Source organism: Neisseria lactamica (assembly GCF_901482445.1).
GTDB lineage: Bacteria > Pseudomonadota > Gammaproteobacteria > Burkholderiales > Neisseriaceae > Neisseria > Neisseria lactamica.
The window spans coordinates 1,317,586-1,337,884 of record NZ_LR590477.1 but is presented as its reverse complement, the minus strand read 5'-3'; the positions used below and the strand labels follow the sequence as shown (position 1 = coordinate 1,337,884).

23 protein-coding genes, 1 tRNA gene and 2 pseudogenes are annotated in these 20,299 nt (G+C 51.3%); 10 read left to right on the top strand and 16 right to left on the bottom strand.

Features of this window, described 5'->3' with window-relative positions; genetic code table 11:
• Positions 1 to 44: 44 nt before the first annotated feature.
• The 6 genes from FGL10_RS07010 (at position 45) to FGL10_RS06985 (ending at position 4,033) form a co-directional block, all read left to right on the top strand.
• A complete protein-coding gene (locus FGL10_RS07010; protein ID WP_036470551.1) occupies positions 45 to 1,019 on the top strand; it encodes a KpsF/GutQ family sugar-phosphate isomerase in 975 nt (324 codons plus the stop codon).
• Positions 1,020 to 1,236: 217 nt separating this feature from the next.
• Positions 1,237 to 1,773 carry a KdsC family phosphatase gene (locus tag FGL10_RS07005; protein ID WP_003711183.1) on the top strand — a complete coding sequence of 179 codons (537 nt, stop codon included), beginning with the start codon at positions 1,237 to 1,239 and terminating at the stop codon, positions 1,771 to 1,773.
• Positions 1,770 to 2,351: an LPS export ABC transporter periplasmic protein LptC gene (gene lptC, locus FGL10_RS07000; protein ID WP_003713951.1), complete on the top strand. Its 582-nt coding sequence runs from the start codon at positions 1,770 to 1,772 to the stop codon at positions 2,349 to 2,351. The genes FGL10_RS07005 and lptC overlap by 4 nt, the downstream gene beginning before the upstream one ends.
• Positions 2,332 to 2,847 carry a lipopolysaccharide transport periplasmic protein LptA gene (gene lptA / locus FGL10_RS06995; protein WP_003713950.1) on the top strand — a complete coding sequence of 172 codons (516 nt, stop codon included), beginning with the start codon at positions 2,332 to 2,334 and terminating at the stop codon, positions 2,845 to 2,847. The genes lptC and lptA overlap by 20 nt, the downstream gene beginning before the upstream one ends.
• A 72-nt stretch (positions 2,848 to 2,919) precedes the next feature.
• The gene (gene lptB / locus FGL10_RS06990; RefSeq protein ID WP_003711181.1) at positions 2,920 to 3,654 is read left to right on the top strand and encodes an LPS export ABC transporter ATP-binding protein; all 735 of its coding nucleotides are present in this window, start codon (positions 2,920 to 2,922) and stop codon (positions 3,652 to 3,654) included.
• Between the two features lie 303 nt (positions 3,655 to 3,957).
• Positions 3,958 to 4,033 (top strand) — tRNA-Phe (locus tag FGL10_RS06985).
• A 228-nt stretch (positions 4,034 to 4,261) separates the two neighbouring features.
• Here FGL10_RS06985 and mtgA read toward each other — a convergent pair.
• From mtgA to FGL10_RS06970, 3 genes are read right to left on the bottom strand one after another with little or no spacing between them, the layout of a single operon-like run.
• Positions 4,262 to 4,963: a monofunctional biosynthetic peptidoglycan transglycosylase gene (gene mtgA, locus FGL10_RS06980; RefSeq protein ID WP_003711179.1), complete on the bottom strand. Its 702-nt coding sequence runs from the start codon at positions 4,961 to 4,963 to the stop codon at positions 4,262 to 4,264.
• Between the two features lies 1 nt (position 4,964).
• On the bottom strand, positions 4,965 to 5,774 hold the full coding sequence (gene aroE / locus FGL10_RS06975; RefSeq protein WP_003711177.1) for a shikimate dehydrogenase: 810 nt from the start codon (positions 5,772 to 5,774) through the stop codon (positions 4,965 to 4,967).
• A 30-nt stretch (positions 5,775 to 5,804) separates the two neighbouring features.
• Positions 5,805 to 6,050, bottom strand: a complete 246-nt coding sequence (locus FGL10_RS06970) for a hypothetical protein (RefSeq protein WP_003713941.1) — start codon at positions 6,048 to 6,050, stop codon at positions 5,805 to 5,807.
• Positions 6,051 to 6,072: 22 nt separating this feature from the next.
• Here FGL10_RS06970 and glnA point away from each other — a divergent pair, with 22 nt between their 5' ends.
• From glnA to FGL10_RS06955, 3 genes are all read left to right on the top strand, one after another.
• The gene (gene glnA / locus FGL10_RS06965) at positions 6,073 to 7,491 is read left to right on the top strand and encodes a type I glutamate--ammonia ligase (RefSeq protein WP_013448455.1); all 1,419 of its coding nucleotides are present in this window, start codon (positions 6,073 to 6,075) and stop codon (positions 7,489 to 7,491) included.
• 147 nt (positions 7,492 to 7,638) lie between these two features.
• Entirely contained in the window at positions 7,639 to 8,922 is a 1,284-nt protein-coding gene (locus FGL10_RS06960; RefSeq protein WP_036470521.1) for an MFS transporter, read from the top strand.
• Positions 8,919 to 9,194, top strand: a complete 276-nt coding sequence (locus tag FGL10_RS06955) for a GIY-YIG nuclease family protein (RefSeq protein ID WP_003711175.1) — start codon at positions 8,919 to 8,921, stop codon at positions 9,192 to 9,194. The genes FGL10_RS06960 and FGL10_RS06955 overlap by 4 nt, the downstream gene beginning before the upstream one ends.
• A 623-nt stretch (positions 9,195 to 9,817) precedes the next feature.
• Here the strand turns inward: FGL10_RS06955 and FGL10_RS12595 are convergent.
• The 13 genes and pseudogenes from FGL10_RS12595 to FGL10_RS06875 form a co-directional block, all read right to left on the bottom strand.
• Positions 9,818 to 10,108, bottom strand: a complete 291-nt coding sequence (locus FGL10_RS12595; RefSeq protein ID WP_003711173.1) for a hypothetical protein — start codon at positions 10,106 to 10,108, stop codon at positions 9,818 to 9,820.
• 71 nt (positions 10,109 to 10,179) lie between these two features.
• Positions 10,180 to 10,308: a hypothetical protein gene (locus FGL10_RS12795; protein WP_003711172.1), complete on the bottom strand. Its 129-nt coding sequence runs from the start codon at positions 10,306 to 10,308 to the stop codon at positions 10,180 to 10,182.
• Positions 10,309 to 10,314: 6 nt separating this feature from the next.
• A complete protein-coding gene (locus tag FGL10_RS06935) occupies positions 10,315 to 11,448 on the bottom strand; it encodes a hypothetical protein (protein ID WP_036470500.1) in 1,134 nt (377 codons plus the stop codon).
• A 63-nt stretch (positions 11,449 to 11,511) separates the two neighbouring features.
• A complete protein-coding gene (locus FGL10_RS06930; RefSeq protein ID WP_003711170.1) occupies positions 11,512 to 11,889 on the bottom strand; it encodes an immunity 41 family protein in 378 nt (125 codons plus the stop codon).
• 68 nt (positions 11,890 to 11,957) lie between these two features.
• A complete protein-coding gene (locus tag FGL10_RS06920) occupies positions 11,958 to 12,413 on the bottom strand; it encodes a hypothetical protein (RefSeq protein WP_010360642.1) in 456 nt (151 codons plus the stop codon).
• A 184-nt stretch (positions 12,414 to 12,597) separates the two neighbouring features.
• A pseudogene (locus FGL10_RS06915) lies at positions 12,598 to 13,023 on the bottom strand (HINT domain-containing protein); the annotation flags it as partial.
• Between the two features lie 144 nt (positions 13,024 to 13,167).
• Complete coding sequence (locus FGL10_RS06910; protein ID WP_002259487.1) at positions 13,168 to 13,398, bottom strand: hypothetical protein; 231 nt, start codon at positions 13,396 to 13,398, stop codon at positions 13,168 to 13,170.
• Positions 13,399 to 13,733: 335 nt separating this feature from the next.
• Positions 13,734 to 13,928: pseudogene (locus tag FGL10_RS12290) on the bottom strand (MafB family polymorphic toxin); the annotation flags it as partial.
• A 146-nt stretch (positions 13,929 to 14,074) separates the two neighbouring features.
• The gene (locus FGL10_RS06900) at positions 14,075 to 14,434 is read right to left on the bottom strand and encodes a hypothetical protein (protein ID WP_003711165.1); all 360 of its coding nucleotides are present in this window, start codon (positions 14,432 to 14,434) and stop codon (positions 14,075 to 14,077) included.
• A 2-nt stretch (positions 14,435 to 14,436) separates the two neighbouring features.
• The gene (mafB, locus tag FGL10_RS06895) at positions 14,437 to 15,840 is read right to left on the bottom strand and encodes a polymorphic toxin MafB class 1 (RefSeq protein ID WP_036475178.1); all 1,404 of its coding nucleotides are present in this window, start codon (positions 15,838 to 15,840) and stop codon (positions 14,437 to 14,439) included.
• A 3-nt stretch (positions 15,841 to 15,843) separates the two neighbouring features.
• Positions 15,844 to 16,785 (bottom strand): adhesin MafA, encoded by a 942-nt coding sequence (gene mafA / locus FGL10_RS06890; protein WP_003709864.1) that lies wholly within the window; start codon positions 16,783 to 16,785, stop codon positions 15,844 to 15,846.
• Between the two features lie 122 nt (positions 16,786 to 16,907).
• Complete coding sequence (locus FGL10_RS06880; protein ID WP_036470000.1) at positions 16,908 to 17,294, bottom strand: hypothetical protein; 387 nt, start codon at positions 17,292 to 17,294, stop codon at positions 16,908 to 16,910.
• Between the two features lie 174 nt (positions 17,295 to 17,468).
• Positions 17,469 to 18,569, bottom strand: coding sequence for an anhydro-N-acetylmuramic acid kinase (locus tag FGL10_RS06875; protein ID WP_171007444.1), 1,101 nt, complete (start codon positions 18,567 to 18,569; stop codon positions 17,469 to 17,471).
• A gap of 153 nt (positions 18,570 to 18,722) precedes the next feature.
• Between FGL10_RS06875 and FGL10_RS06870 the strand changes: the two genes are divergently transcribed.
• On the top strand, positions 18,723 to 20,297 hold the full coding sequence (locus FGL10_RS06870) for an inorganic phosphate transporter (RefSeq protein WP_036475176.1): 1,575 nt from the start codon (positions 18,723 to 18,725) through the stop codon (positions 20,295 to 20,297).
• Positions 20,298 to 20,299 lie beyond the last annotated feature (2 nt).

Genomic DNA, 20,299 nt, shown 5'->3' with positions numbered 1-20,299 from the left:
TTCGGAAATTTTGGGTAGTTTTATTACAGCAAAGGCGGATTGCGATGGTAGGAAACGGAAAATATCTCGACTGGGCGCGCGAAGTGTTGCACACCGAAGCGGAAGGCTTGCGCGAAATTGCGGCGGATTTGGACGAAAACTTCGCCCGCGCGGCAGACGCGCTGTTGCGCTGCACGGGCAGGGTCGTCATCACGGGGATGGGCAAGTCGGGACACGTCGGGCGCAAAATCGCGGCAACGATGGCCTCGACCGGCACGCCTGCGTTTTTCGTCCATCCTGCGGAAGCGGCACACGGCGATTTGGGGATGATTGTGGATAACGATGTCGTCGTCGCCATTTCCAATTCCGGCGAAAGCGACGAAATCGCCGCCATCATTCCCGCGCTCAAACGCAAAAACATCACGCTTGTCTGCATCACCGCCCGCCCCGGTTCGACGATGGCGCGTTATGCCGACATCCACATCACCGCATCGGTTTCCAAAGAAGCCTGCCCGCTGGGGCTTGCCCCGACCAGCAGCACCACCGCCGTCATGGCTTTGGGCGATGCGTTGGCGGTCGTCCTGCTGCGCGCACGCGCGTTCACACCCGACGATTTCGCCTTGAGCCATCCTGCCGGCAGCCTCGGCAAACGCCTGCTTTTGCGCGTTGCCGACATTATGCACAAAGGCGGCGGCCTGCCTGCCGTCCGGCTCGGCACACCTTTAAAAGAAGCCATCGTCAGTATGAGCGAGAAAGGACTGGGGATGCTGGCGGTAACGGACGCACAAGGCCGTCTGAAAGGCGTGTTCACCGACGGCGATTTGCGCCGCCTGTTCCAACGGCGCGACAGCCTTGCCGGCCTTCAAGTGGAGGAAATGATGCATACGCAGCCCAAAACCATCTCCGCCGAACGCCTCGCCGCCGAAGCGTTGAAAGTGATGCAGGCAAACCACATCAACGGTCTTTTGGTAACCGATGCCGACGGCGTGCTGATCGGTGCGTTGAATATGCACGACCTTTTGGCGGCGCGGATTGTATAGTGGATTAACAAAAACCAGTACGGCGTTGCCTCGCCTTAGCTCAAAGAGAACGATTCTCTAAGGTGCTGAAGCACCAAGTGAATCGGTTCCGTACTATTTGTACTGTCTGCGGCTTCGTCGCCTTGTCCTGATTTTTGTTAATCCACTATATAAGGCGGCGCAGCCGTTTCAGACGGCATTTGTGCTAAAATGTGCCGCCTGAAAACAAGGAAATCCCATGCAGGCAATTTCTCCCGAATTACAGGCGCGCGCCGCCAAAATCAAGCTGCTGATTCTGGATGTGGACGGCGTTTTGACCGACGGGCGCATCTTTATCCGCGATAACGGCGAAGAAATCAAATCGTTTCACACACTGGACGGACACGGTCTGAAAATGCTTCAGGAGAGCGGCGTGCAGACTGCGATTATCACGGGCCGGGACGCGCCCTCCGTCGGCATCCGCGTCAAACAGTTGGGCATAAATTACTATTTCAAAGGTATCAGCGACAAACGTGCCGCCTATGAAGAATTGCGCGCGCAGGCGGGCGTGGAAGAAGCCGAGTACGCCTTTGTCGGCGACGACGTGGTCGATTTGCCGGTAATGGTGCGCTGCGGATTGCCGGTTGCCGTCCCCGGCGCGCATTGGTTTACGCGGCAACACGCCGCCTATATCACGGAACACGCGGGCGGCGCAGGCGCGGTGCGCGAAGTGTGCGACCTGATTATGCAGGCGCAAGGGACTTTGGGCGCGGCTTTGAACGGGTACATCAAATGAAAATCAGATGGCGCTACGGAATCGCGTTCCCATTGATATTGGCGGTTGCCTTGGGCAGCCTGTCGGCCTGGCTGGGGCGCATCAGCGAAGTCGAAATCGAGGAAGTCAGGCTCAATCCCGACGAACCGCAATACACGATGGACGGCATAGACGGGCGGACTTTCGACACGCAGGGCTATTTGAAAGAACATTTGGGCGCGAAAGGCGCGAAACAGTATCCCGAAAGCAGCGACATATATTTTGACTCCCCCCGCCTGAAATTTTACCGGAACGGCGCGCTGCTGTACGAAGTCGGCAGCGGCGGGGCGGTTTACCATACCGGAAACAAACAGGTTTCGTTTCAAAAAAACGTCGTATTGGCCCAAACGCCCGAAGGCGGCAGGCAGCCGGGCACGGTCGAAACCGACGAGTTGCACGTCGATACCGAATCGCAATACGCCAGGACCGACGCGCCCGTCCGCTTCAGGTACGGCGCGTCATACGGACGGGCGGACGGTATGGAATACGACCGCCGGACCGGTTTGTTGAACTTCCCATCCAAAGTGAAAGCCACGATTTATGATACAAAAAATAGGTAAGGCGTTTGTTTTAACCGCATTATCCGCAGCCTCCCCCGCCTTCGCCCTGCAAAGCGACAGCAGGCAGCCCATCCAAATCGAAGCCGACCGGGGCTCGCTCGATCAAACCAAACAAAGCACCACGTTCAGCGGCAACGTCGTCATCCGGCAGGGTACGCTCAACATTTCCGCCTCGCGCGTCAACGTCACACGCGGCGGCAAAGGCGGCGAATCCGTGCGGGCGGAAGGTTCGCCCGTCCGCTTCAGCCAGACCTTGGACGGCGGCAAAGGCACGGTGCGCGGACAGGCAAACAATATCGCCTATTCCTCCGCCGGCAGCACCGTCGTTCTGACCGGCAATGCCAAAGTGCAGCGCGGCGGCGATGTCGTCGAAGGCGCAGTCATTACCTACAACACGCAAACCGAAGTCTATACCGTCAGCGGCGGCGCGAAATCCGCCGCCAAATCCGGCAGGGTCAGCGTCGTCATCCGGCCGGCCGGCGCGCAGTCCGAATAACCGGCCGATGCCGTCTGAAACGGCAGCACGCTTCAGACGGCATTTGCCGGCCGAAACACCAAAGGGGGATTTATGAGCGAAAATACCAGCCGCCTCGTTGTTCAAAACCTGCAAAAAAGTTTCAAAAAACGCCAAGTCGTCAAAAACTTTTCCCTTGAAATCGAAAGCGGCGAAGTCGTCGGGCTGCTCGGTCCCAACGGCGCGGGCAAAACCACCGGCTTTTATATGATAGTCGGGCTTATCGCCGCCGACGCGGGCAGCGTGATGCTGGACGGGCGGGAATTGCGCCGCCTGCCCATACACGAACGCGCCCGGCTGGGCATCGGCTACCTGCCGCAGGAAAACTCGATTTTCCGGAAAATGACGGTCGAACAAAACATCCGCGCCATTCTCGAAATCCGCATCAGAGACAAAAAACAAATCGACGGCGAAGTCGAAAAACTGCTTGCCGACCTCAATATCGGACACCTGCGCCGCAGCCCCGCGCCGGCATTGTCCGGGGGCGAACGCCGCCGCGTCGAAATTGCCCGCGTATTGGCGGTGAAGCCGCGTTTTATTTTGTTGGACGAACCTTTTGCCGGCGTCGATCCCATCGCCGTCATCGACATCCAGAAAATCATCGGATTCCTCAAATCGCGCGGCATCGGCGTACTGATTACCGACCACAACGTGCGCGAAACCCTCAGCATCTGCGACCGCGCCTACATTATTTCGGACGGGGCGGTGCTGGCATCCGGCAGGCCGGACGACTTGGTCGGCAACGAAAAAGTCCGCGCCGTCTATTTGGGCGAGAATTTCAAATATTGAAACATTGCGCCGCCGCATTATCGCCAAAGATGTCCGGGCGGATGTCCGGCATATGCGGGCAGGGCGGCGGATTTTGCGGCGGGCGGGACTCATCGGGATTCGTCGGGATTCGTCAGGCAGAATGGCGAACCGTCCGCGCGAATTGTGCGTCTGTGCCGCCATTTCCCGATATTGCCGGCGCGGTGAAAATTAATTCAAATTTAAAACATTGACTTAAACCGGTTTTCAAAGAATATTGCCGGATATGCTTGCATACGGTCCCGTAATTTGGTTTAATACGCATCTCTTAACGAGACAGACACAGGCCAGATAGCTCAGTTGGTAGAGCAACGGATTGAAAATCCGTGTGTCGGCGGTTCGATTCCGCCTCTGGCCACCAAAAAACCGCTTTGAAGCGGTTATTTTTTTGCCTGCCGTTTTTGGAAAGTTGCCCGGTTTTTGGAAAGCTGTCCGTATTGTCCGTGTCGGGAATGTTTTGTGTCCGAACCTTATGTAAAGGGGTGGAAGCGGCAATCGTCTGCCCCGTTGCGTTTTGGGAAGCGGGGCAGGGCGGGAGGCAGTGCCGTCCGAACGATGCTTCAGACGGCATCGCTTATCGCGGCGGCACTCAGTCCGTGTCGTCTTCAGGCAATTCTGCCGAACCCATGCGTTTGAGTACGATATTGGTTTTGTTGCGCAGCCGTTTGCTTTTCGGATGATCGGCGTAGTAGAGCGGGGCGGGGACGCGGGCGGTCAGTTTCGCCGCCTGCTGTTTGTTCAGCTTGGCGGCGGGTATTTGATAAAAATACCGGGACGCGGCTTCCGCACCAAACACGCCGTAGTGCCATTCGATTGAATTTAAATACAATTCAAAAATCCTGTCTTTGTCGGTAACGGCTTCCATCATCGCGGTAATCGCGGCTTCTTCGCCTTTGCGGATATAGCTGCGGCTTTCGTTCAAAAACAGGTTTTTGGCAAGCTGCTGGCTGATGGTCGAGCCGCCCGCCTTCACTTTGCCGCTGTTCCGGTTGCGCCTGATGGCGTTTTGAATGCCGCCCCAATCGAAGCCGCCGTGTCCGGCGAAACGGGCATCTTCGGAAGCAATCAGGGCTTTTTTCAGGTTGACTGAAATGCGGTTGTAGGGCACCCAGCGGTAATCCAGAGGAACATCGCGCCCTTCTTGTTCAAACTGCTTCATCCGCATCGACATAAAGGCAGTCCGATGCGGCGCGACAGCGCGGTAGGTGATGATGTTGCCGTACACATAGGCATTGAAAAAGATAAAGATGCCGACAGGCAGGGCAATCAGCCATTTGACGATGCGGAACATATTACAGGGCTTTCATATATTCGATGACGGGGCGGATGTCCGGTTTGAAACCGCGCCAGAGGGCATAGGAAGCCGCCGCCTGACCGACCAGCATACCCAGTCCGTCGGCGGTTTGTTTCGCGCCCGATTGCCGGGCAAAATCCAAAAACGGTTTTGCCGCTTCGCCGTACACCATATCGTAGGCAAGCGCGCAGTTTTGAAAAATATCGGGTGGAATATCGGGAATCTGACCGTTCAGACCGCCGGACGTGCCGTTGATGATGATGTCGAAACCGCCGTTCAAATCCGCCATCGGGACGGCTTCGATGCCGAAACGCGCTGCAACTTCTTCCGCTTTGGCACGCGTCCGGTTGGCGATGACGATGCGGGCGGGATTTTGCGCCAGCAATACGGGAATCACGCCGCGCACCGCGCCGCCCGCGCCGAGCAATAGGATATTTTTGCCTTCAACTTCTGTGTTTTGCACCTTCACTATATCGCCGACCAAGCCCAAACCGTCGGTATTGTCGCCGCGCAGTTTTCCGTTCTCCAGCAAAATCAGCGTATTGACCGCGCCTGCCGCCGATGCGCGTTCGGAATGTTCGTCCGCCAAGTCAAACGCTTCCTGCTTGAACGGTACGGTAACGTTTGCCCCGCAACCGCCTGTTCCAAAAAATGTCGAAACCGCCTGTGCAAAACTGCCGATGTCGGCGCAAATGCGTCCGTATTCGATTTCAACGCCTTCCTGAAGGGCAAACTGCCGATGGATTTGCGGCGATTTGCTGTGGGCGACGGGGTTGCCGAAAACGGCGTAGCGGGGGAGGGCGGTCATGGTCGTGTTCCAAAAGACGAGGAGGCTATTTTATAACGGCGGCGTACAGATGGAAACGATGCCGTCTGAAACCGCCTTCAGACGGCATCGTTCCCTGTATCGGTCGGGAAAAATCCGGATGCGGTGCGCCGGCTTGTCCGCATTGTTGACAATCTTGCCGTCTGAAACTATATTTTCCGGCTTGAAATTTGACGCAAAACCGGTTTCAGACGGCATCGGCGTGGTAAAATCGTGCCGACTTTGCGTCAAGCCGCCGCGTTCCGCATATTTTGCCATTTCCCTTTTTCAGGAGCTGAAGATGTCCATCAAAGACGCTGTAAAACTGATTGAAGAAAGCGAAGCCCGCTTTGTCGATTTGCGCTTTACCGATACCAAAGGCAAGCAGCACCACTTTACCGTGCCTGCGCGCATCGTGTTGGAAGACCCCGAAGAGTGGTTCGAAAACGGACAGGCGTTTGACGGTTCGTCCATCGGCGGCTGGAAAGGCATTCAGGCTTCCGATATGCAGCTTCGCCCCGATCCCGCCACGGCGTTTGTCGATCCTTTTTATGATGATGTTACCGTCGTCATTACCTGCGACGTTATCGATCCCGCCGACGGTCAGGGTTACGACCGCGACCCGCGCTCCATCGCCCGCCGAGCCGAAGCCTATTTGAAATCTTCCGGTATCGGCGACACGGCATACTTCGGCCCCGAGCCTGAATTCTTCGTTTTTGACGGCGTAGAATTTGAAACCGATATGCACAAAACCCGTTATGAAATCACGTCCGAAAGCGGCGCGTGGGCAAGCGGTCTGCATATGGACGGTCAAAATACCGGCCACCGCCCCGCCGTCAAAGGCGGTTACGCGCCTGTTGCGCCGATTGACTGCGGTCAGGATTTGCGTTCGGCGATGGTGAACATTTTGGAAGAACTCGGTATTGAAGTGGAAGTGCACCACAGCGAAGTCGGCACCGGCAGCCAAATGGAAATCGGCACGCGCTTTGCTACTTTGGTCAAACGCGCCGACCAAACCCAAGATATGAAATACGTCATCCAAAACGTTGCCCACAACTTCGGCAAAACCGCCACCTTTATGCCCAAACCGATTATGGGCGACAACGGCAGCGGTATGCACGTCCACCAATCCATCTGGAAAGACGGTCAAAACCTGTTTGCAGGCGACGGCTATGCCGGTCTGAGCGACACCGCGCTCTACTACATCGGCGGCATCATCAAACACGCCAAAGCCCTGAACGCGATTACCAATCCGTCCACCAACTCCTACAAACGCCTTGTGCCGCACTTTGAAGCGCCGACCAAACTGGCTTATTCCGCCAAAAACCGTTCCGCTTCCATCCGCATTCCGTCTGTGAACAGCAGCAAGGCGCGCCGCATCGAAGCGCGTTTCCCCGATCCGACCGCCAACCCGTATTTGGCATTTGCCGCCCTGCTGATGGCCGGTTTGGACGGTATTCAAAACAAAATCCATCCGGGCGACCCTGCCGATAAAAACCTGTACGACCTGCCGCCGGAAGAAGATGCATTGGTGCCGACCGTTTGCGCTTCTTTGGAAGAAGCACTCGCCGCCCTCAAAGCCGACCACGAATTCCTGCTGCGCGGCGGCGTGTTCAGCAAAGACTGGATCGACAGCTACATCGCCTTTAAAGAGGAAGATGTCCGCCGCATCCGTATGGCGCCGCATCCGCTGGAATTTGAAATGTATTACAGCCTGTAAGCACGTCGGGTTTTCAGAAAAGCAATGCCGTCTGAACACAGTTTCAGACGGCATTTTGCATTGGAACGGCAAAACGGCGGCGCGGCGTTTTTCAGCAGGCGGGCGATATTTGCTACAATAGGCTTTTGTTTTTTGGCTACACGAACGATGACTGCATCGAAATCAGGTTTTATCGGGCAAATCTTTTCCCGCAATATGCTCGTCTGTATTTTTACGGGGTTTGCCTCGGGGCTGCCGCTGTATTTTCTGATTAACCTGATTCCGGCGTGGTTGCGCAGCGAGCAGGTGGATTTGAAGAGCATCGGGCTGATGGCGTTAATCGGTCTGCCGTTTACTTGGAAATTTTTGTGGTCGCCGCTGATGGACGCGGTCAGGCTGCCCGTTTTGGGTCGGCGGCGCGGGTGGATGCTGCTGACGCAGGCAGGGTTGCTGGCGGCTTTGGCGGCATATGCCTTTTTAAACCCCCGTAATCATCTGCCGCTGATTGCCGGCTTGTCGGTGCTTGTCGCGTTTTTTGCCGCCAGTCAGGATATTGTGTTGGATGCGTTCAGGCGCGAGATTTTGTCGGACGAAGAATTGGGTTTGGGCAACTCGGTTCACGTGAACGCCTATCGGGTTGCCGCCCTGATTCCCGGTTCATTGAGTTTGGTGTTGGCAGACAGGATGCCGTGGCCGGAGGTGTTTGTCATCACTTCGCTGTTTATGCTGCCCGGCCTTCTGATGACGCTGTTTCTCGCTCGCGAACCCGTGTTGCCGCCTTCCGTTCCTAAAACGTTGAAGCAGACCGTGGTAGAGCCGTTTAAAGAATTTTTTACGCGCAAAGGCATCGCTTCGGCGGTATGCGTGCTGCTGTTTATCTTCCTTTACAAACTCGGCGACAGTATGGCAACCTCGTTGGCAACGCCGTTTTATCTGGATATGGGTTTCAGCAAGACCGACATCGGTTTGATTGCGAAAAATGCAGGACTGTGGCCGGCAGTGGCGGCAGGTATCTTGGGCGGCGTGTGGATGCTGAAAATCGGCGTAAACAAAGCCTTGTGGATATTCGGCGCGGTGCAGGCTGTAACCGTTTTGGGGTTTGTATGGTTGGCAGGGTTCGGACATTTCGACACAGTCGGTACGAGCGAGAGGCTGATGCTGGCGGCAGTTATCGGCGCAGAGGCAGTCGGCGTGGGTTTGGGGACGGCGGCGTTCGTATCGTATATGGCGCGTGAAACCAATCCCGCATTTACCGCAACGCAGCTTGCGCTGTTTACCAGCCTGTCCGCCGTGCCGCGTACGGTCATCAATTCCTTTGCAGGCTATCTGATCGAATGGATGGGTTATGTGCCGTTTTTCCGGCTGTGTTTCGTACTTGCCCTGCCGGGTATGCTGCTGCTGCTGAAAGTTGCGCCTTGGAACGGGGAGAAAACTCAGGATGCAGGCAGATGAACGCGTCAAACTGGAGCGTTTACCTGATATTGTGTGAAAACAGCGCGTTCTATTGCGGTATCAGCCCGAATCCGCAACAGCGGCTTGCCGCCCACGCTTCCGGCAAAGGCGCGAAATATACCCGCGTATTCAAACCGGTGGCGATGCGTATCGTTGCAGGCGGGATGGATAAAGGCACTGCGCTCAAACAGGAAATCGCCGTCAAAAAACTGACCGCCGCACAAAAACGGAAATTGTGGGAACAGGCAGAAAAAATGCCGTCTGAAACCTGACGGTTCAGGTTCGGACGGCAGTTGGCAGCAATCAGGGAAAAGCGGGGCAGGCGGTAAGGAAAACCGACGTTTCAACACACAGGACGGCACATAAAGCGTCGCCCTATGAAAGTGAAGGCATATATCAGTATTTTTTATACGCCAACAGAAAAGAATACGATGAACTGTTTGTTGGATTCGTATTGATTAATCAGTATATTTTTTATGCCGGGGTATTTTCCCTTATCGGTATCCCTTCTTTTATGAGGATGCCTGCCGCTCATATAAAGAACGGGGAAGACCCGATGGGAAAATACGGTACAGCTTTCGATATCGCACAATATGTCAACTTATTTGTTTGTTTTATTGGGCAGCAAAAAGGGAATTTTTTGTGTTCAAAACTTTCGACTCCGCTTAAAGTCTTGCAGGATAAGGCTTGCAGGGGTTTCTAGCCCCTTTTTTGTCCTATATGCCGCTTATTCAATATTTAAAAGATATAATGGGGAATAGTGGATTATTCTCATCCCATGCTACCTCATAATTAACAAATATATTTTTTAATGTTTTAATGAAAGGAATGTTTAATTCAAATTTCTTTCCATTCCACTCTTCAAACGCCTCTGGAATATATTCCTTTATTAAATCTATCCCTTTTTTGTTAATACAATTTCCCCCTGATACCACACCTCATTATCATTATTAAAAGGACTTTGTTTTGCTAAATTATGGCAAAAGTCTAAAATATCATTTTTCGTTTCAAAGTTGATAGGTTCAAGAGTTGCTAATTGACATATTAATAATCTATATATGAATTCAACTGCAAATTGCCAATCTTTGTTTCCTTGACCATGCGATGCAAAATGCATTGGAAAATAACCATCTAATGCTAAATACTCAAATTCGCATTGAATATTTTCTGCTGTCTCTAAATTCATTAAAACATCCTTATCTAGCAGGGAATTTAAATTTTAACTCTGTTGGCTTGCCTTTTAAATTAATATTTAAGTTATTTAATGTGTATTTCCGTTTTTTGGATTGTGGTTTTCAATTTGTTGCGAATCGGATTCGGCATATACGGCATTGCAAAAAGCGTCTGACTCTCCAATGCCGTCTGAAAACCGGTTTCAGACGGCATTTGCGTTCAGTGAGAAAGGTCGCGCCTGCCGCCCGAACGTCTCGCCGCAGCCTCTGCATAACGGCTCACCTCTTTTTCCAAATCTTCCAAGTTCAAAGGAAAATCAGGCAGTTTGTCCCCCTGTTTCTCTTCGCGGATAATCCGCCCGCCATCCAAATACCACGTCTGTTGCGCATGATAGGTCTGTATATCCGCCGTTACGCCATCCGCTTTCAATGCTACCGTCGAAGATTGTGCAATAAAAAGATTTCCGTTTTTCAAATAATATTCGAAACTCTGGCGTTTTTTCCCATTGTCGAAACTCCAATAGACTTTCTGCGGCAGACCGTCCGCATCATAGCCGACCACAAGACTGTTTGCCTTCATCCCCCGGGGCATCAATTCCCGCATATTCTGATAAAACACAGAATCGCGCGAGTCCGATGCAATCCGGTTGCTCTCTTCGCGGAAGTCCCAAACCTTCTGCTCGTCATTCGCGACATCCCGGTATTTCGCCAAATATACCCGGGCCATCTGATAACACCCGAGGCAATGCTCATAAACATCCTCCCCGATTTTCCCGCGCCCCGCCGCATCAAATACCGAACCGTCCGGTTGCCAAATAACCCGATATTCTCCTGTCGTTTCATAATTTTCCCCGTGAACCGTTCCGCCGTACACATTTACAGAAAACGGACGATCGTTCCGATACAGATATTCGGCATTAACAAACGCTTCCGGCGAGCGTTGCAAAAGCGAAACCGCAACCAAACCGCCCTCGCCGATATAGTAATCCAGCCAGACCTCTTCCCCATGTTCCTGCTCCGTTACGTGAAACCATTTCGCCTTTTCTTTCAAACGACTGAGCCGGATAGCGAGCGCAAGATAATCCTTCTCCGACTGCAACGGACCGTCATCCGCAGTTTCGGCAAGACTTTCCTCCGTCCTCATCGATTCCTTCACGATGACAACCGCCCTGTCGGCATTTCGGAACAGGCGGGCAAGTTTCGCCACAAAAGCATTCGGATTTTCAGGTATTTCAGTTGCCGTATCGCTCAAAAACCAACGCGGATTAATCTCATAGGCAATACCCGTCCCCAGCCAAAAGGCAAATACAAGTGCAAAAAATGACAACAATACCGGTTTGAATTTTTTAAACATATTCATTTTTCGTTTAAAAGGATATATCGATTATATCAGACGAGCTTTGATTGCCGGGTTTTGCTATTTTTTGTTGTAATAATCAAATCGCACGTTGACTATGTCTATCTCGGTAAAAATATAACGGAGCATCGTTGTGAATCTTTCATAACGTTCATGAATTCCCACACTATCAGGCAACCAAGGGGAAGCTTTAATTTCAAAAAGCTCCCAATTTGGAACCATTAAAAAATCAATAATGGTACCGATTCCAATCACAATATCCCTTGGTATATCCATCGGATAAGGATATTTTCTCCTAACCTCGATTAAATCATTCTCCAACTTCCAATATTCTTCATCATCCCACACCCCGTCATCATACCATTTGCCAATAAATGAATTTTCGTCATACTCTTCAAAACAAGGGATGTTTCTTCTAAAATCCTTGAACTCACACATAATAATTAATCTCCAATACGATTTAGGTTTTTATCAAATGTACCGTTTCTTGTTTCTTTTCTGTAATGTTATTCATCGTAGTAAGGTTCTGTCGAATAATTGTCTTTGCCCCCGGCAATGATAGTAACAATTTTCCCTTTTGCTTCCCAAGCTTGTACTCCTATTTCATCAAACTCATAGACATATGTCGGATAAGATTCATTTGATAAATAATATTTATCAACACCGTATGATTTAGGGTGATGGAAAAGCTGTTTAAAATCTTCAAAATTCAGACCTATTATATTAACGCCCATAAAATATAGCTCCTGATAACAAAATATCGAAATAATTTTGTTTTTTTTGACGGAAATGAGTAAATTTGAGTCGGGAGATTCATAATATTCTGTTCCAAACTCATCAGGAGGTTCATACATAAAAGTTTCCAGTATGTTTTTGTACTGTGTTATATCCGCACCAAAACGGAATATTCCTACAGAAGTAAAAGGTAAAAATTCGGGAGTTTTAACGACCGCGTCGACCATGCTCTTCTCCTTTTGTTTTTCGATTGGCATTTTTGGCAATATTTTTGATTTTTTGCTTAATCTTTAAGCGTTCATTTTTGGACATTCCGGGAATAATTTTATTTGTTAATTCAGTAATTTTTGATTCCGCTGATATTTGACTTCGACCGCCGTCTCCATGTTTTTCATTCTTGGAGCTTCCTGTTCTTTTGGGCGGACAAGAATTATGAACCCAAACCCCTTCCGTCTCCGCCTGATTGCCCTTGACGAAGTAAGTATGCCAGTCGGCAACGGTCAGATTGTAGGCTTTGAGCGGTTTTGGTTTAACGGTAACGCTTTGAACGGCCTGCTCTGCACCGCTTTCGGATAACAGCCTGATTCCCGCCTTTAAGTCTTCCGCCTTAATCCATTTGCCGTCCGAATAAAACGGATGGATGCGGTTGGAAATCAGGGTTTGGCTGTTGCCGATGCCGTCTGAAACTTCAATGTAAACGGTTTCCCGATACGGATTGCCGTATTGGGCGGTAACGGGTTTGTATCCTGTTTCCCCGCTTGCCTCGTCCTTGGCAAAGACGCGGTCTCCGACCTAGATACGGGCAATAGCTTTGTAGCCGTCTGCCGTTTTGACCAAGGTGCTGCCGTGGAAGGAGCAGGTGTAGGATTTTTGAAGAACTTAGTTCTCAATATCCTGTTTCAAATGAAGGAAAGGTCGTTTGGAAATTAAAAGCAGTTTCAGACGACCTTTTGATTGTGGGATTTTCAGCCTAACCTATACTTACTCAACTAAACTGTCAATCAATTCTTTTATGTCATTACGGGTCAGTTCCATACCCGGTTCACCGATAAGTGCTAAATCATAGATTATATTACGCGATTCTGGAGAATTATCTTTTGACCAAGCATACAGAAAATCAAAAGCAAGATTCGCAATTTTTTCATCCGAAGCGTTTTGATTGAACAATCTGAGCAGTTCAGAATATGCGTATTGTTGAGTTATTTTTTCCATGAATCTAATTCCTGTTTTGTTGGTGGATAATGCTGAGAGGTTACACTTTGTCCGTTAATTGATTTAGGATGAACCATAGTTACGTTCCCGCTATGGTCATAATTTTCCGTCCATTGTCGGGTACTGCCTGTTTTAGGATTATATTCTGTAACAAAGCTATTACCCCTCGTTCTTCCCTCGGTTCTAGCAAATCGCTCAGCTTCATAATACCTGATTCTCCCATCAGGTAAAGTTTTTGTCCTAGACGCACTATTTTGAGCATCTTCCAAACCTGACAATTTCTTAGCTAATGCCGATTGGGCATTGGCAGAATGCGCATCCCCATATTGCTTGTATTTGGCTTGTGTGGCAACAGCAAAATCCCCGCTGACCTTCGCCTTCCCCGGTTTTGCCGCCTTTGCCAACTTCGCGGCTTTGGCTACTTTTGCCGCCTTTGTCAGGTTTTTGACTTTGGCAAACGGCAGGACGTTGGCCAGGGCTTCGATGGTTTCGGCGGCATTGGGATTTTCCCGTATCCACCGGTCAACGGCTTAGCGTATGGAATTTTCTCTATCCTCAATTTCCCGATAGCTGTAAATTCATAGTCTGCCGATACGGGAAAAGGTTGTCTGAAAACCAAATTGAGTTTCAGGCAATTTCTAGGTTTAGGTGTCCAATCTAACTTATATTTGTCCATTTAATCAGTTGTTTGTATTAAATTGCCATTATTTATTTTCCAATTTACTTTATAACCATCTTCATAATAATCTAATTCAAAAAAACCTGATATTTCAATATCCAATTCCATTATTGTTTTAATACATTTTTCAAAATAAATCATGAAATAAGATTTTACGCATGCACCAAAAAAAATATAGCTGCTCCAATTAAAACTATTTGTCGGGAAAACCCACCCGCTTTTATATATTTTTGCAGATTCTTTCTCTTCGATATTAAAGGGACAATTATTCCAAAAATTATTAATGTTTTCTTGGATGATTTTTATATCATCGTCAGAGCATTCAATCCATCCTTTTATGGAAACATATGATGCCATGTTTAATCTCCTAAACCTGTTTTAACAATGCCGCCTTTTGATTCAATATATGACTTAACTTGTGAATGAACACCGTATTTAAACCAAAATTCTGCACGTTTTCCCTGTTGGTTTGCTGCTTCGATGGTTGCTTTAATTTGCTTTCTATTTTTTTGATTTAAGAAATTTTTAGGTTTATCTATTGCTGAAATTGTTCTTTTGGCTTGTATTAAAGCATCATTCGTGACAGCGTCAATTTCTCTACCGTTAATAAATTTTGATGAACCACCAGTTTTTCTTCTAATTAAATCTTCATAATGTATATCTAGAGCTTCTCTATACTTTGCATTTTGATATAACTGTCTCGCACTATCAGACAAAGCCAATTTCTTTTTATAAGAATCAGCAAAATCCCCGCTAACCGCAGCTTTCCCCGGTTTTGCCGCCTTTGCCAACTTCGCGGCTTTGGCGGCGGCGGCAACGTTGAAGACGGCTTCGACGGTTTCGGCGGCATTGGGGTTTTCCTGTATCCACCGGTCAACGGCTTCGCGCGTATTCTTTTCAAAGCCCGCCACGCTGCCCAAGCCGCCGATGACGGCGAATTTGCCCTCGGCGGGCAAGGGGGCGATGTTGCGCATCGCGGCTTTGTCTATGGCATAGCGCGTTCCGTACAGTATGTCGCCTATGCCCAAGGCTTCGCCCGCGCTGATAAAGGGGTTGAGCGCTCCGGCGGCAATACCGTTGACAAACTCCATGCTGTTGCCCCAGCGGTCGAGCTTGGCATTGTGCTCGAACATTTTTTTGTTGGCTTCATCGGCGCGGTCGGAGAAATTGCTGCCGAGATTGTTGTAGTTGTCGGACAGGCGTTGCCGGATGCTGCGGGTGTCGGTCGGATTGAGTTTGATACTGCGGGCTGTGCCGTTGACGTGATAGGTGTATTCGTCCCTTGCGCCCGTGGGGTCGGGATAGTCGCTGCCTTTGGGCCCGTCGTAGGCATCGGCGGGATGGTGTTCGTGTCCTTCCCAGTTGAGCCGGTATACGGTAAAGCCGTCGTCAACGTTGCCTTGTTCTTCGCTTGCGCTGTCGGCGGCGTGGTTGTCGAAGGGGGCGTGTTCTTCGTATCCGTGTCCTGAAAAGCGGACGGTGTAACCAAGATTGCCTTGGATTGCCGCCTGTTGGATGAGCAGGTTGCCCATCCGGTGGGTATAGTCTTGGATGATATTGATTTTGCCGGTGCGGTCGGAGACGCTGCCGCGCGGGTCGCCGAAGAGGTGGTATTTGCCTCCGGGTTCGTAGTGCTGCCGTTGGGCGTTATCGGTAATGAACGGGTCTTGCGCCAATTCTGCGGCGAGGGCGGGCTGTATGAGTGCGGCCGCCGCTACGGCGCAGGCGGCAAGGAGGTTTGTCAGTCTGCGCAGCGGTTTCACGGTTTATCCTCCTTTGCGGCGGCGGATGACTTCGTTACCGACATCGGGGTTTTTACCGTTGTTTTGTTTGAAGTCGGGACGGTTTTGGGCGGTCGTGTCGCCGTAGGGGGTGATGTCGGAGAAATCGACCATCAGGCCGTCTGAGGCTTTGACGGTTTTGCCGACGCTGTAAGGTCCCATCCAGAGGGCGTATTGTTCTTGGTATTGGGATTCGTAGGCGGCGGTTTTAGGGGCAATCAGCAGTTTCCGGCTGTCGCGGTCGACGGCGAAATATTCGAGCTTGGTTTGGGCTTTAAGGGTTTCGGCGTTGTAGAGGTGCAGTTCGGTACGGCTGCGGACGGTGCCGAATACGTCGACGGTTACGAATACGTCGGTGTCGGCGTATTCGGGCGGTACGACCTCGATGCCGCGCAGGTAGAAGACGGTTTGAATGAGGTTGGTCAGGAAGGAAACGTCGCGGGGATTGGCAAGCAGGGTTTCGTTGCGGTAGTCGCCCGTACCGTTGACGGACAGTCCGGCGGAGCGTTCGCCTTTGCGCCCGTTGTTTTTCGTCAGGGCGGCGGCGGGGGCGTTTAAGACCGATGTGGAAGTGGTTACGCTGGAGAGCGCGTCGGATTTGGTGGTGGCGGTAGTGTCGTAGGCGGGGTAGCTGTATTGGGTGCTGCTGTCGGGGTTGTTGTGGTAGCCGCCGCGTATCAGTGCGTCGATAGAGTAGCGTCCGCCGCTTATGTTGCCCGAACCTTGGTCGCCCATAACGGAGACGTAAAGGGCGGCTTTGCGTCCTTTCAGGGCGGACAAATCCATTTCTTTGACGGCGGCGCGGGACGATGCGGCGACGAGTTCTTGTTCGACGGCAAAGCGTTTGCCGCCGCCGTGGGCGGGAATACCGGTCAGTGTGCCGCAGGCGGCGAGGACGAGAGGGATGAGGAGGAGCAGGATTTTCATAGCGGGGTTTGTTTGATGTTGAACGGATTTTGAGTGTAAAGGGATTTTAAGATTTTGTAAACAAAAGGGGCGGAAATGCCGTCTGAACGGCGGAACGGTCTTTCAGACGGCATTTTGACTGTTTAAAGCGGGGGCAGCTCTACAAACGGAAAGAAATGTCGAAACTTCTGATAAATTTCAGGATGTTTCTTTAAGGCTTTTAATGCTTTTTCTTTTGAAACGGGAGGGTCATAGACATCTATCCCCCTTAAGAAGGCAATGCCTGTTAATGCATTATCCTGATTTTTTGATAAGTTATTTTCGGGAACAAATCCTATAATATCAATTAGATGGAATAGTGATTGAAGATCTGTTAAATCAAAAAAATAATTTGGAATTTCATCTAAATCCATTTCCCTTATGATTTTTTCGACCCACATTTTAAATTCGGTAATATTGATTGCTTGGCAATATATACTGCCTAGGGCAAAATTTAAGTCGGTGCTATTTTCTTTATAAATTTTCCACATAATTATCTTCTTGTGTTCATCGCTTTCCAGCCGATACATCCGGTATCTTGATGATGCCAAGTGTAATCCTTTATTTTAGTTTCTTCTTTGCCGTCAAACGTTCCTTTTAGTTACCTGCTTTGTATCAAAAATGCCGTCTGAACGGCGGAACGGTCTTTCAGACGGCATTTGCGCTCAATAATAATATCCCGCGCCCAGAATACACGGTTTTGCCGCGCCGGTTGCTTTGTGCGGACTATCGGGGATGCGGTTGACCCAACACGCCGCCAACCACGCAAATGCGGCGGCTTCCACCCATTGCGGATCGAGGTTCAGTTCGGCGGTGCTGTGCAGGGAAACGTGTGTGCCGAAACAGTCTGCCAAATCCGCCATTAAAACAGGATTGCGGATGCCGCCGCCGCAAATATACATTTGACGGGCATCTGCCGCTGCGTGTGAGACGGCGTCGCAAACGGTTTGCGCGGTAAAACGGGAAAGCGTCCGCAATACGTCGTATCGGTTTTCACCGCCGCCAAGGTAGGTTTCGAGCCAATTTAGGGCAAACAGTTCGCGCCCCGTGCTTTTGGGGTGGGGTTGTGCGAAATACGGGTGGGCGAGCAGCCTGTCGAGCAGGTGCGGCAATATGTTGCCTTGTGCCGCCTTTGCACCGTTTTTGTCGTAAGGCAGCTGCCAGTGTGCCTGCGTCCATGCGTCCATCAGCATATTGCCAGGCCCTGTGTCGAAGCCGAAGGCGGGTGCGTCGGGCGGGAGTACGCTGATGTTGGCAATCCCGCCGATGTTCAGCACCGCGCGTGTTTCTTTGTCGTCGCGGAACAGGGCTTCGTGAAAGGCGGGGACGAGCGGCGCGCCTTGTCCGCCGGCGGCAAGGTCGCGGCTGCGGAAGTCGCCGACGGTAAAAATCCGCGTCAGTTCCGCCAGCAGCGGCAAATCGGCAAGCTGTACGCTGTAACCGTGTTCCGGCGCGTGTCGGACGGTTTGCCCGTGGCAGCCGAGGGCGGTAATGTCGCACAGTGCGAGGTTTTGACTGCACAGCAGTTCGGCGACGGTTTGCGCGTACAGGCGGCTGAGTTCTTGCGACAACATCCTGCTGCGGTGCAGTTCGTCTGCGCCTGTGTCCTGCAAATCCAGCAATTTGCGGCGCAACCGGTCAGGGTAGGGGGTAAAGGCGTGCCCTTCCGCGCCCAGCCATTTGCCGCCGTCCATCCGTATCAGTACGGCATCCGCCCCGTCCATGCTTGTTCCCGACATGATGCCGATGTAAAGCTGAGTTTCCATCATCACTCCCGAACCAGTGTAAAACGCCATTTTAACGTGTATTGACGCTCGTATACCGATTTGCCGCCGCAGTGTAAATAAATGTTTCAAGACGGATTGCAAAAGGTTACAATATCCGCGAAAACCCTTTCTGTATCCACTAAGGAATCTTCCATGGCTCAAACTCAAATGAGTGCGAACTTGAAACTGATTAACGCCGTCTTTGCCGCCATGCTGGTAGGCATAGTCGGCTATTTTATCTATTGGGGTTTGGGTTACACCCACTACACGAACAGCGTGCTTTTCATCATCGCCACCATGTTCGGCGTGTTTATGGCGTTCAACGTCGGCGGCAACGATATTGCCAACTCTTTCGGTACCAGCGTCGGTTCCGGCACGCTGACCATCCCGCAGGCCTTGCTGATTGCGGCGGTGTTTGAGGTCAGCGGCGCGGTCATCGCGGGCGGCGAGGTAACCGATACCATACGCAAAGGCATCGTCGATCTGAACGGTATGAATCTTGAGCCTATGCAGTTTGTGTTTATTATGATGTCCGCACTTTTGGCGGCGGCATTGTGGCTGTTGTTCGCGTCCCGCAAAGGTCTGCCGGTTTCGACGACGCACGCGATTATCGGCGGCATCGTCGGCAGTGCGTTGTGTATGGCGTTTACGCATAATGCCGACGGGGTGGCGTTGATACGGTGGGGCAAGCTGGGCGAAATCGGAATGTCTTGGGTGTTGTCGCCCGTTTTGGGCGGCGCGGTTTCCTATTTCCTGTTTTCCCGCGTCAAGAAAAATGTCTTAGATTACAATGCTTGGGCGGAAGGCACGCTCAAAGGCATCAAGCAGGAAAAAAAGGCGTATAAAGAACAGCACCGCCTGTTTTTCGAGGGTTTGTCCGAAGCGGAAAAAATCGAATATGCCACCAAAATGGCGCACGACGCGCAAATTTACGACGAGCCGGAATTCGATCCGCAAGAGCTGCAATCCGAGTATTATCGCGGGCTGTATGTGTTCGACAACCGCAAAGACAATGTCGATTCTTACAAGGCGTTGCATTCCTGGGTTCCCTTTATCGCTTCGTTCGGCGCGATGATGATTTCCGCTATGCTGATTTTCAAGGGCTTGAAAAACCTGCATCTGGGGATGAGCAACGTCAACAGCTTCCTGACCATCTTTATGATAGGCGCGGCGGTGTGGATGGGGACGTTTGTTTTTGCCAAAAGCCTCAAGCGTAAAGATTTGGGCAAATCGACCTTTCAGATGTTTTCTTGGATGCAGGTCTTTACCGCCTGCGGCTTCGCATTCAGCCACGGTGCGAACGATATCGCCAACGCCATCGGCCCGTTTGCCGCGATTATGGATGTTTTGCGTACCAACAGCGTTGCCGCGCAAAGCGCCGTTCCTCCGATTGCGATGCTGACTTTCGGCATCGCGCTGATTGTCGGTTTGTGGTTTGTCGGTAAAGAGGTGATTAAAACCGTCGGTACGAGTTTGGCCGAAATGCATCCTGCTTCGGGATTTACTGCCGAACTGTCCGCCGCCTCCGTCGTGATGGGCGCGTCGCTGATGGGGCTGCCCGTGTCCAGTACGCACATCTTGGTCGGCGCGGTACTCGGCATCGGTTTGGTCAACCGCAATGCCAACTGGAAACTGATGAAGCCCATCGGTCTGGCGTGGGTTATTACCCTGCCTGCCGCCGCCGTATTGTCGGTTGCCGGTTATTTGGTTTTGCAGGCAGTGTTCTGATT